The organism is Xanthomonas indica (assembly GCF_040529045.1).
GTDB classification, from domain to species: domain Bacteria; phylum Pseudomonadota; class Gammaproteobacteria; order Xanthomonadales; family Xanthomonadaceae; genus Xanthomonas_A; species Xanthomonas_A indica.
The window spans coordinates 2,183,019-2,194,598 of the sequence record NZ_CP131914.1; the positions used below are offsets into that span (position 1 = coordinate 2,183,019).

11 protein-coding genes are annotated in these 11,580 nt (G+C 70.4%); 8 read left to right on the forward strand and 3 right to left on the reverse strand.

The annotated features are described in order from the left end of the window. The first annotated feature begins 16 nt into the window (after positions 1-16). From lptE to rlmH, 6 genes are all read left to right on the forward strand, one after another. Positions 17-631, forward strand: coding sequence for an LPS assembly lipoprotein LptE (gene lptE, locus Q7W82_RS09540; RefSeq protein WP_160947989.1), 615 nt, complete (start codon positions 17-19; stop codon positions 629-631). A 101-nt stretch (positions 632-732) separates the two neighbouring features. Further along, on the forward strand, positions 733-1,767 hold the full coding sequence (gene holA, locus Q7W82_RS09545) for a DNA polymerase III subunit delta (protein WP_242156644.1): 1,035 nt from the start codon (positions 733-735) through the stop codon (positions 1,765-1,767). 23 nt (positions 1,768-1,790) lie between these two features. Further along, positions 1,791-2,555: a nicotinate-nucleotide adenylyltransferase gene (gene nadD / locus Q7W82_RS09550; protein ID WP_242156972.1), complete on the forward strand. Its 765-nt coding sequence runs from the start codon at positions 1,791-1,793 to the stop codon at positions 2,553-2,555. A gap of 56 nt (positions 2,556-2,611) precedes the next feature. Further along, on the forward strand, positions 2,612-3,031 hold the full coding sequence (gene rsfS / locus Q7W82_RS09555) for a ribosome silencing factor (RefSeq protein WP_160961088.1): 420 nt from the start codon (positions 2,612-2,614) through the stop codon (positions 3,029-3,031). Further along, positions 3,024-4,178 carry a J domain-containing protein gene (locus Q7W82_RS09560; RefSeq protein ID WP_242156645.1) on the forward strand — a complete coding sequence of 385 codons (1,155 nt, stop codon included), beginning with the start codon at positions 3,024-3,026 and terminating at the stop codon, positions 4,176-4,178. Before rsfS ends, Q7W82_RS09560 begins: the two co-directional genes overlap by 8 nt. A gap of 22 nt (positions 4,179-4,200) precedes the next feature. Beyond that, positions 4,201-4,671, forward strand: coding sequence for a 23S rRNA (pseudouridine(1915)-N(3))-methyltransferase RlmH (gene rlmH, locus Q7W82_RS09565; RefSeq protein ID WP_242082102.1), 471 nt, complete (start codon positions 4,201-4,203; stop codon positions 4,669-4,671). A gap of 122 nt (positions 4,672-4,793) precedes the next feature. Here the strand turns inward: rlmH and Q7W82_RS09570 are convergent, their stop codons facing one another. The 3 genes from Q7W82_RS09570 to Q7W82_RS09580 all read right to left on the reverse strand — a co-directional run bounded on the left by Q7W82_RS09570 (position 4,794) and on the right by Q7W82_RS09580 (position 9,363). Further along, complete coding sequence (locus tag Q7W82_RS09570) at positions 4,794-7,556, reverse strand: TonB-dependent receptor (protein WP_242156646.1); 2,763 nt, start codon at positions 7,554-7,556, stop codon at positions 4,794-4,796. 162 nt (positions 7,557-7,718) lie between these two features. Further along, complete coding sequence (locus Q7W82_RS09575; protein WP_242156648.1) at positions 7,719-8,390, reverse strand: energy transducer TonB; 672 nt, start codon at positions 8,388-8,390, stop codon at positions 7,719-7,721. A gap of 235 nt (positions 8,391-8,625) precedes the next feature. Further along, on the reverse strand, positions 8,626-9,363 hold the full coding sequence (locus Q7W82_RS09580) for an SIMPL domain-containing protein (RefSeq protein WP_242156649.1): 738 nt from the start codon (positions 9,361-9,363) through the stop codon (positions 8,626-8,628). Positions 9,364-9,495: 132 nt separating this feature from the next. On the opposite strand from Q7W82_RS09580, the gene Q7W82_RS09585 reads away from it, so the two are divergent. Beyond that, the gene (locus Q7W82_RS09585; protein ID WP_242156650.1) at positions 9,496-10,062 is read left to right on the forward strand and encodes a Maf family nucleotide pyrophosphatase; all 567 of its coding nucleotides are present in this window, start codon (positions 9,496-9,498) and stop codon (positions 10,060-10,062) included. After that, the gene (gene rng / locus Q7W82_RS09590; protein ID WP_010340444.1) at positions 10,062-11,552 is read left to right on the forward strand and encodes a ribonuclease G; all 1,491 of its coding nucleotides are present in this window, start codon (positions 10,062-10,064) and stop codon (positions 11,550-11,552) included. The genes Q7W82_RS09585 and rng overlap by 1 nt, the downstream gene beginning before the upstream one ends. The last annotated feature ends 28 nt before the right edge of the window (positions 11,553-11,580 follow it).

Here is an 11,580-nt window from a genome sequence, read left to right on the forward strand (position 1 = left end):
CCTCCAGACTGTGTCCATGACCCGACTCCTGCTCGCTCTCGTCTTCGCGGCGTCCCTGACCGCCTGCGGTTTCCACCTGCGCAACAAACTGACCCTGCCGGCCGACACGCCGTCGGTGAAGGTGGTGTCCTCGGCGCCGTACAGCGAGCTGGCCAAGCTGCTCGAGCGCGGCCTGCGCGCCGCCGGCGCGCAGATCGCGCCCAAGGACGTCAACACCGGCGTGGCCCGCCTGGAAGTGCTGTCCGAGCGCTGGGGCGACCTGCCGATCGCGCTCGACGCCGAGGGCCGCGCCCAGGAATACAGCCTGCGCTACGCGGCGATCTTCGTGTTCCGCCGCGCCGACGGCAGCGTGCTGGTGCCGCAGCAGGTGATCGAGCTGTCGCGCGACTACGTGTCGCCGCCGACCGACGCCACCGGCACCTCCACCGAGCGCGAGATCCTGGCCGACGAACTGCGCCGGGAGATGTCGGCCTCGATGCTGCGCCGGATCGATAGCGTGGTGCGCGCCCAGGTGCGCGACGGCAAGGACGTCAACGCCGCGCCGCCGTCGACCGACGGCACGCCGGTGCAGGGCAAGCCGGCCGACGCCACGCCGGCCGACGGCAAGCCGGCGACCACGCCGCAGCCTTGAGCCTCGCCCTGCTGCCTTCGCCGCCGCGCGCGGCGGCCACGCGGTTCGCCGCAGGCGCGCGGCGTTCGCCGCATTCGCCTGCAGCGGCGTAGGCTGTCGCCATGGAACTGCGCCCCGAACAACTCACCACCCAGCCGGCCTCGCAGTCGCTGCAGCCGGTCTACCTGATCGCCGGCCCGGAAACCCTGCGCGTGCTCGAGGCCGCCGACGCGGTGCGCGCCCGCGCGCGCGCCGCCGGCATCAGCGAGCGCGAGGTGTTCGACGCCGACGGCCGCGACTTCGACTGGGGTCAGCTGTATTCCAGCTTCAACGCGCCCAGCCTGTTCAGCGCGCAACGGCTGATCGAGCTGCGCCTGCCCAGCGGCAAGCCCGGCAAGGAGGGCGGTGAGGTCATCAGCGCGTTCTGCGCCGACCCGCCGCCGGACGTGGTGCTGCTGATCACCTGCAACGAGTGGAGCAAGGCGCACCAGGGCAAATGGGCAGACGCGGTCGGCCGCATCGGCACCATCGCCGTGGCCTGGGCGATCAAGCCGCACGAACTGGGCGACTGGATCGAGCGACGCCTGCGCAGCAAGGGCCTGCGCGCCGACGCCGGCGCGGTGCAGCGCCTGGCCGAACGGGTGGAAGGCAACCTGCTGGCGGCGGCGCAGGAGATCGACAAGCTCGCCCTGCTGGCCGATGGCCAGGGGCTGGACGTGGCGGCGATGGAGTCGCTGGTCGCCGATGCCGCGCGCTACGACGTGTTCCGCCTGGCCGAGGCCACGCTCGGCGGACAGGCGCCGGCGGTGCGGCGCATGCTCGCCGGCCTGCGCGCCGAGGGCGAGGCGGTGGCCGCCTTGCTGCCGATCCTGATCAAGGAACTGCTGCGCACCGCGGCGCTGGCCAAGGTGCAGGCGGCCGGCGGCAACCTGGCCGCAGAGATGAAGGGGCAGGGCATCTGGGAGTCGCGGCAGGCGCCGTTCAAGCGCGCCCTGCAGCGGCATGCCGAACCGCGCCGCTGGGAGCGTTTCGCCGCCGAGGCCGGCCGCATCGACCGCATCGCCAAGGGCCGCGCCGATGGCGACGCCTGGATCGCGCTGGAGCGCCTGCTGCTGGCGATCGCCGAGGCGCGGGCGGTGCGGTTGTTGGTGGTATGAACGTCGGGAGTCGGGAATCGGGAATCGGGAATGGGAACAGCGGCGCTGCGGTCCCGCCAGAGACCCCGCAGCCCGCGGCTGTTGCGTCTTCCCCATTCCCCATTCCCGATTCCCCACCACTGCACCTCATCTACGGCGGCACCTTCGATCCCATCCACAACGGCCACCTGGCGATCGCGCGGGCGGCGCGGGATGCGTTCGGGGTGCCGGTGCGGCTGATGCCGGCGGCCGATCCGCCGCATCGCCCGGCGCCTGGGGCCGATGCGCCGCAGCGCTGCGCGATGCTGGCGCTGGCGATCGCCGGCACGCCGGGGCTGGTGCTGGACCTGCACGAACTGCGCCGCGCGCAGGCCCGGCCGGGCGTGGCGTCCTACAGCATCGACACGGTGCGCGAGCTGCGTGGCGAACTCGGTGCCGAGGCGCCGCTGGCGCTGCTGATCGGCAGCGACAGCTTCGTGGGCTTCAACGGCTGGCGCGAGTGGCGGGCGCTGCTCGAGGCCGCGCACCTGGTCGTCGCCGACCGCGCCGGCAGCGGCTGGGAGCGGGCGGTGCCGGCGGAACTGGCGCAGGCGGTGGCCGGACGCTGGGCCGACACGCCGCAGGCGCTGACCGCCGCGCCGGGCGGCCGGCTGTGGTGCCTGCGGCAACCGCTGCGCAGCGAATCGGCCAGCCTGGTGCGGGCGCGCATCGCCGCCGGCGAGGACTGGGCGGCCCTGCTGCCGCCGGCCGTAGCCGCCTACATCCGCGACCACGGTCTGTATGCGTCCGGTGCCGCCGCCGCTGGCTGAATACGCGTCGTGCCGGGGTCGCCTATAATTCGCCCCATTCCATCGAGTTCGCCGCTTTGTCCAGTCAAGCCCACGTCATCAAGACCCAAGTCCCCAATCCGCCGCCGCCGCTGCCGGTCCTGCTCGCCCACGTCCGCGAGGCAGTCGAGGAACTCAAGGCCAAGGACGTGGCGGAAATCGACGTGCGCGGCAAGTCCAGCGTCACCGACTACCTGGTCATCGTCTCCGGCACCTCTACCCGCCACGTCAAGTCGATCGCCGACGAAGTGATCAAGTACGCCAAGCGCCTGGACGTGATGCCGCTGGGCGTGGAAGGCGAGCGCGAGGCCGAGTGGGTGCTGGTCGATCTCGGCGACGTGGTGGTGCACGTGATGCTGCCGCGGGTGCGCGAGTTCTATGCGCTGGAGCGGCTGTGGACGGTCGGCGACCAGCCGCCGGGCGACGACGACGGCGACGACACGGCACGCGATGCCTAAGCGGCAGGCCGGCCTGCCGGCTGGCGGGTCCGATATCGCGCCGTCCGTCCGAATCCGCGCTGGTACCGACACCGCTGCGCAGCTGCTGGCCACACCGGCGCGCAAACGCTTCGATGCGCTGATCGAACGCCTGGAGCGGACCCGCGAGGAACTGCGCGACTGGCGCGAGGCGTTGCCGCGCTGGGAACAGCGGTTCCATGCGCAGGTCGAGCCGCTGCTGCAGGCGCGCGATGCGGCGCAGGCGCAGCTGGTGCATGACCTGGACGCCGCGCATGCCATGCACAAGCTGGGCAAGCGCGAGCGTGCGGACTTGTCCGAGACGCTCTGCGCGCTGGCCGCGCCGCTGCTGGAGCAACCCGGATTCGACGCGCTGAAGTCGATCCATGCACGCCACCGCGGCGCGCAAGGCGAGGGCGGCGACATCCTGCAAGACGCCGCGATGCAAGCGGCGCTCGCCGCCGAGTTCGGCCTGACCATCGAAGAACTGCAGCACCTGCCGTCGCCGGAAGCGATTTACGCGCAACTGCAGCAGCGCCAGCACCAGCAACAGGCGCATGCGGATGGGCGCGCGCAGCGGCATGCCAAGCGCCGCCGCGCCGGCGCGGGCCCGGCGGCCGCGAGCGAGTTCGATCCGCAGCAGGCGCGGCGCGCGCTGTACCGCAGCCTGGTCGCGGCGCTGCACCCGGACCGCGAACCCGATGCGCGGCAACGCGAACGCAAGACCGCGCTGATGCAGGAACTCAACCGCGTCTACCGTCAGGACGATCTGCTGGGCCTGCTGGAACTGCAACTGGAGATCGGCCAGTTGGACCACGCCGGGATCGCGTCCATGGCCGAGGAGCGGATCGGCGACTACGCCGCGATGTTCGCCACGCAACTGCAGCAGGTCGAGCGGGAGCTGGCGCAGGTGGTCGATGCGTTCGTGGCCGACTACGGGCTGGCCCTGGAGCGCCGCCCGCAGCCGCGGCGCCTGGATGCGCTGATGGCGCAGATCAAGCGCCAGTTGCAGGACGAGATCGCGTATTGCGAGGAGGACCGGCGCGCGCTGCAGCAGCCGTCCACGCTCAAGCAGTGGCTGCGCGAGCAGCGTGCGGCGCGCGAGGCGCAGGACGCCGCCGCGGCTGCTGGCGTGGCGGAGCGCGGATGATGCGCGCGCGGCGGTCGACGCCATGAAGGCGCGCCTCATCGCCACCGGCGAGCGCGCCCCGGCCTGGGTGGCGCAGGGGTTCGCCGAGTACCGCAAGCGGCTCTCGCACTGGCTGCCGCTGGAGCTGGTCGAGATCGAGCCCGGCCTGCGCGGCAAGGGCCGCGATGCGCAGCGCGCGATCGAGGACGAAGGCCGCCGCGTCCTGGCGGCGCTGCCGAAGAACGCGCTGGTGGTGGCGCTGGACGTGCCCGGCAAGCAGCACAGCTCCGAGCAACTGGCGCAGCGCATGGAGCACTGGCGCGGGCAGGGGCGCGATTTGGCGTTCCTGATCGGCGGTCCCGAGGGCCACTCGCCGGAGGTGCTGGCGGTGGCCAGTGAATCCTGGTCGCTGGGGCCGCTGACCCTGCCGCACATGCTGGTGCGGCTGGTGGTGGCCGAACAGCTCTATCGCGCCGCGGCGATGCTGGCCAATCATCCCTATCATCGCGCCTGATTGCTCATCGCGCGCGGTGGCATGCCTGCGTGCTCGCCAATCCCATGCGCGCCGGTCCGGCAGCAAAACAAAAAGCCCGGGCTCTCGCCCGGGCTTTCGTTACTGCAGTGCGACGTTCGCGATCAGTTGAACGTGTACTTCGCACCCACCGTGAAGTAGCGGCCGATTGCGCCGCTGTAGTGCAGCGGGTTGTAGTTGACCGCACCGTAGGTGGTCGGATCCAGCGGGGCGATCCGGTCGAACACGTTCTGCACCGAGGCGTTCAGTTCGAAGGCCTCGGTGATGTTCCAGCGGCCCGACAGATCGAAGGTGGTGAACGAGGCGATCTTCTTGACCGGCGTACCGTCGGCGTAGAACGCCTGGTAGTCGCCGCCGCGGCGATCCTTGTTCTCGATGCTGTCGATGTAGTTGACCACTCCGCTCACGCTCCAGGTGCCCTGCTTCCAGGTGGTGCCGAAGTTGATGCGGTCCTGCGGGGTGCCGATGCAGTTGGTCACGTCGCAGTTGCCGTGCGTGCCCACGTAGTCGACGGTGGTGTCGCCTTCGGTGCGCTCGAACTTGAGCAGGTGGCTCCACTGCGCGTCCAGCTCCAGCTGGCCGGGGCCGATCGCGAAGGTTTGGCGGATGTCGGTATCGATGCCGCGCACGCGCGAGGAGTTCGCGTTCACGTAGCCGGTGTTGACCGCCAGGATGGTGCCGCTGTTCGGCACGCCGCCGATGTTGTTGCTGTCGCGCAGGACGTTGCCGGCGGCGATCGCGTCGGCGGTGCTGCCCTGGGCGATCTCGTTGGTGCGCTTGATCTCCCAGCCGTCCACGGTCAGCGAGGTGGTCGAGGTCGGCTGCAGCACGAAGCCCACCGAGTAGCTCTTGGATTCCTCGGGCTTCAGCGCTGGGTTCGGGCGGGTGATGATCGCCACCGAGCGCGCGGTGCACTCGTTGGCCGGATCGATCGCGCAGCGCACCGGATCGCGGGCGTTGGAGAACGCGGCCAGGCCGCCGTCGCCGTTCTCGGCCGGGTTCGGTGCGCGGAAGCCCTCGGCGTAGCTGGCGCGCAGCGCGATCCAGTCGGCCGGCGTCCACTTCACGCCGAACTTCGGCGTGGCCTTGCCGTCGCCGCCGTCGTACTTGTCGTAGCGCAGCGCCGCGGACAGTTCCAGTTGCTCCAGCACTGGCGCCGACAGCTCGACGTGGGCGGCGTAGACGTTCTGGGTGCCGTCGTAGGCCGAGTAGCCGAGGCCGATGATGTCGCCGACGTCGGTGTAGGTCTGCGGGGTCAGGCTATTGCTGGTCTTGCGCCATTCGGCGCCGAACGCCAGGCCCAGCGGGCCGCCCTTGAGATCGGCCAGGCTGCGCGAGACGTTGAAGTCGAACATGTCCAGTTCGGACTTGGCGCGGGCGCTGATGGTCGGCGAGATGTAGTCGTACAGCGCCTGCGAGTTCAGATTGGCATTGTCGCCGATGCGCCAGGTGCCGGCGGGGCAGGCCGGGTTGCCGAGCACGCAGCGCACTGCGCTGTAGCGCAGGAAGCCGGTGCGCTTGTTGACCAGGTTGGTGCCCGAGTGCAGGTAGCCGGTGTCGTAGCTCCAGTCGCCCCAGTTGCCCTTCACGCCGACCAGGAAGCGGTTGAACTCGTTGGTGTTGTCGGTCACCCGCGGGCCCACGTCCCAGGCGCTGTAGCGCAGGCGCGCAGCGTAGGGCAGCGGATTGTCGGGATGGCCGGCGTAGAGCACGGTGGCGCCCGCGCCACTGTTGGCGTTGACCGGACCGCCCGGGTAGCCCCAGCCGCCGGACACGGCCGACGGGGTGTTGGAGAACACGGTGTTCTTCTTCGAGTAGCCGATCTCGGTGTAGATCTCGCCGCCCTCGCCGAAGGCGAAGCTGGCGCGCCCGAACACGTTGACGTACTTCTCTTCCGGCGCCAGGTCGCGGAACTGCTGGGCCGGATCCCACAGACAGCCCTGCGCCTGCGCGGTGGCGTCGCTCTGGCCGGGGATGGTGGTCAGGCCGGCGCAGCCGGGGAGCGCCACCAGTTGTCCGGCGGTGTTGAACACCGAGCCGTTGGGGCCGGTGCCGCCGGCGGTGCCGCCGCTGAGGTAGGCGCCGCCGAGGAATTGCGCGTCCTGCGCCGCGTAGCCCCAGCGCCGGATGTCGCCGGTGCCGATCCACTTGCGGTCCTTGCGGTCGCTGATCTTGATCGCGTCGGTCTTGCCCACGTCCAGGCTGAAGAACGCGTTCCAGCCGTCGCTGGAGAGGTCGCCGGTGCCGGCGGTCAGGGTGGCCTTGCGCGCATCGCCATCGCCGTCGCCGGAGATGCCGTAGGAGCCGCGCAGGATCGCGCCCTGGAAGTCGCTGCGCAGGATGATGTTGACCACGCCGGCGATGGCGTCGGAGCCGTAGATCGCCGAGGCGCCGTCCTTCAGCACTTCGACCCGCTCGACCGCGTCCAGCGGGATGGTGCTCAGGTCGGTGAAGACCTTCTGGCCGTCGTCGGCCAGCCCATAGGTCGCCATGCGCCGGCCGTTCAACAGCACCAGGGTGGAACCGGCGCCCAGGCCGCGCAGCGAGATGCCGGCGCCGCCGCCGGCGAAGCCGTTGCCGAAGCTCTTGGGGATCGAGCCGGCGCCGTCTGCGGTCAGGGTCTGCAGGTATTCGGCCAGCGAGGTCTTGCCAGTGCGGTCGATTTCCTGGCGGGTCACCACCTGCACCGGCGACGGGGTCTCGGTGTCGGTGCGCGGGATGTTGGAGCCGGTGACGGTGATACGGTCGAGATTGGTGGCCGCTTCCTGGGCGAAGGCGGCAGTGCCTGCGAAGGCGGCGAGCACGCCGGTCACGGAGGCGCACAGCAGGGACCGGCGGGTTGCACGCCGTTGGGTCGGGATGTTCACAGTTTCTCTCCTAACTGGAAACGCAGGTTGTGTCTTTCTGACGAAAGTGCCGACCTTTTGACGGTCGGCTGGTTCCCATCTAGGTGTATCTATCGTGAACAAATAGTGAATTTTTGCGGAATGTGCGCGGCCGGGCGGACCCGGCCGCGCGCGTCGCAACCCTCAGCGATCCAGCGAAAAATCGATCGGCACCAGCCCGTACGCCTGCACCGGCGTGCCGTTCTGCAACGCCGGCTGGAACGCCCAGCGCTTGAGCACCTGGTCGCGGGCGGCCTGGTCCAGCGCCCGGTGGCCGCTGCTCTTCTCGACGGTGACCTGTAGCGGCTGTCCGTCGGTGCCGACCAGTACCCGCAGCAGTACGCTGCCCTGCAGATGCTCGCGCAGCGCGTCGCGCGGATACGGCGGCGCCGGCGCGCGCAGGTACTGCAACTGCATGCCGTCCACCGGCGCGCTCACGCTCGCCGGCGGCAGGCTGGGCGCGGCGATGCTGGGCGTGGGGTCGACGCTGGGCGCGCTGTCCAGCGCCACCGGGCTGCTGTCGACCGCTGGCTCCGGCGTCGAGGTCGGCACCGGCACCGCAGTGGGCGTGCGCGGCTGCGTCGGTACCTGTTTCTCGACAGTGGGAATGGTCGGCGGCGGCGGCGTGACCTTGACCACCACCGGTTGCTGCCAGGGCGGCTGCACCTGCGCCGGTTCCGGTGGCGCGGTCACGTGCGAGAGCGGAAGCAGCAGCAACAGGGCGGCCAGCACGTGCAGGGCGATCGCGGTGCTGTAGGCCAGGACCCGGGACAGGTCGATGCGGAAGGACGGGGCGGGGAGTTGCGTGCGAACCATGGATCCACCTCTGCGATAGGAGTGTCGTGGACTGCGGTACGGGGAAACGCACGGGGGCGGCGGATGGGGTCGTGGCGCCCGTCCGCGCTTCGACAGTGCGCCGGTCGCGGTCGCTTTGGCAAGCGCTGGCGGAGATCGGCGCCGGGTGCCACAGTGGCGAAGGGCGGTGCTGCCGGATCCAGACACGACGACGGCGCCCGCAGGCGCCGTCGCGAGGTGTGGCCGGGCAGCCGGCTTACTTGCCCAGTTCGAACACCACGTCCAGGTTGACCGAGACGCTGCTTTCGCCCGCGGCCACCGGGGTGTCGGCTTCGGCCTTCATCGCCATCGCGCGCATCATCGGCATCGGCGGACGCACGCCGCCACCGCTGCCCTCGGAAATACTGACGAAGCGCCGCACGCGCAGGCCCAGCGCCTTGGCGTAGCTCTGCGCGCGCGCCTGCGCCTTCTTCAGCGCATCGACCCGGGCCTGGTCGTACAGCGGTTCCGGGTCGTCGATCTCGAAGGTGGGGCCGTTGATCTGGTTGGCGCCCTGCGCGGCCAGCGCGTCGAGCACCTTGCCGAGCTTGGCGATGTCGCGCACCTTGAGGTTGACCGAGTTGCTGGCCTGGTAGCCGATGATCTGCGGGGCCTGGTTCTCGGCGTACTTGTACTGCGGGTTGAGGCTGACGCCGCTGGTCTGCACATCCTTGTCGGCGATGCCGGCGGTGCGGATCGCGGCCAGCACCTTGGTCATCTGCTCGGCGTTCTGGCGCATCGCCGCGGCGCTGTCGGTGGCCTGGGTGACCACGCCGGCCGAGATCGCGGCCACGTCGGGCGTGCGCTTGGCCTCGGCCTGCGCGGCGATGTTGAGCAAGGTGCCGTCGGCGGGCACGGCGTAGCCGGGCGCGGCGGATTGGGCGTGGGCGGTCATCGTGCCTCCTAGGGCGAGGGACAGGGCCAGCAGCAGTGGGCGGACGGACAATGCGCGCATCGATGTTCTCCTTGAAGAATGGGGCGAGGGTGTTGCCGCGACGATGAACGCGTCGTGATCTTCGCCGGGGTTGAAGCGATCGTCGCGCCATCGGCGTTCGTTCAGCCAGTCCGCTCGGGTTATCCTTCGGCCATGCTGTATCTCGCGTCCCGTTCCCCTCGCAGAAACGAACTGCTGACCCGCCTCGGCGTGCCGTTCCGGATCCTCGATCTCGAGGTGCCGGAAGTGCGCGCGGCCGACGAGTCGGCGCAGGCCTACGTGCGCCGCGTGGCGCTGGACAAGGCCCGCGCCGGGCTGGCGCAGCTGGCCGACAGCGCCGACGCGGTCGTGCTCGGCGCCGACACCGAAGTGGTGCTGGACGACCGCGTCTTCGGCAAGCCGGCCGACGCCGAGGACGCCGCGGCGATGCTGGCGGCCCTGTCCGGACGCACCCACCAGGCGATGACCGCGGTGGCGCTGGTCGCCGCCGACCGCGAGGAGGTGGTGCTGGTGCCCACGGCGGTGACCTTCGCCACGCTGTCGGCGCGCGACATCGCCGACTACGTGGCCAGCGGCGAGCCGATGGGGCGGGCCGGCGCGTATGCGATCCAGGGCGGCGCCGAGCGTTTCGTCAGCCGTCTCGACGGCAGTTATTCCGGGGTGATGGGCCTGCCCCTGCACCAGACCCACCACCTGCTGCGCACCTTCGGAGTGCTGTGATGTCGCAAGAGATCCTGGTCAACGTCACACCACGCGAGACCCGGGTGGCGGTCATCGAGAACGGCATGCTGCAGGAGCTGCACATCGAGCGCGGCTGGCGCCGTGGCGTGGTCGGCAACATCTACAAGGGCCGGGTGCAACGGGTGATGCCGGGCATGCAGGCGGCCTTCGTCGAGGTCGGGCTGGAGCGCGCCGCGTTCCTGCACGCCAACGACGTGGTGCGGCCGGCGCCGGTCGGCAACGGCGACACCGAGGAAGCGACGCCGCTGCCGGTGTCGGCGGCGGTGCCGATCGTGGAACTGCTGCGCGACGGCCAGGACATCGTGGTGCAGGTGGTCAAGGACCCGATCGGCAGCAAGGGCGCGCGGCTGACTACGCAGATCAGCATTCCCTCGCGCTACCTGGTGCTGCTGCCGCAGTCGCGGGTGATCGGGGTGTCGGCGCGGATCGAGGACGAGGCCGAGCGGCAGCGCCTGAAGACCCTGGTCGCCGACCTGGCCGCCAGCCACGGCGGCTTCGGCTACATCATCCGCACCAATGCCGAGGGCCAGCCGGCCGAGGCGCTGGCCGAGGACATCGCCTACCTGTCGCGGGTCTGGAACGTGGTCGAGCGGCGCGGCCGCGACGGCGCCCCGGCCAGCATCATCTACGAGGACCTGAGCCTGCCGCTGCGCGCGGTGCGCGACCTGATCCGCAAGGACGTGGAGAAGGTCAAGGTCGATTCGCACGAGACCTTCGAGCGGCTGCAGGCCTTCGTCGCCAAGTACATGCCGGTGCTGGCCGAGCGCCTGGAGCTGTACACCGGCGACCGCCCGATCTTCGACCTGTACGGGGTCGAGGACGAGATCGCCCGCGCGCTGGACAAGCAGGTGCCGCTGAAGTCCGGCGGCTATCTGGTCATCGACCAGACCGAGGCGATGACCACCATCGACGTCAACACCGGCTCGTTCCTGGGCCAGCGCAACCTTGAGGAGACGGTGTTCCGCACCAACCTGGAGGCGGCGCAGGCGGTGGCGCGGCAACTGCGGCTGCGCAACCTCGGCGGCATCATCATCATCGACTTCATCGACATGGACGACGCCGAGCACCGCCGCCAAGTGCTGCGCACGCTGGAGAAGGCGCTCTCGCGCGACCACGCCAAGACCACGGTGTACGAGTTCTCGCCGCTGGGCCTGGTGGAGATGACCCGCAAGCGCACCGTGGAGAGCCTGGAGCGGCAGTTGTCCGAACCGTGCCCGGAGTGCAGCGGGCGCGGGTCGATCAAGACTGCCGAGACGGTGACCTACGAGATCTTCCGCGAGATCACCCGCGCGGTGCGCCAGTTCGACGCGGCGCGGCTGCTGGTGATCGCCTCGACCAAGGTGGTGGCGCGCATCACCGACGAGGAATCGGCGGCGGTGGCGGAGCTGGAGGAATTCCTCGGCAAGACCATCCGCTTCCAGGCCGACGAACAATACCTGCAGGAGCAGTTCGACGTGGTGTTGTTGTGAGGCCGGGAGTGGGGAATCGGCAATGGGG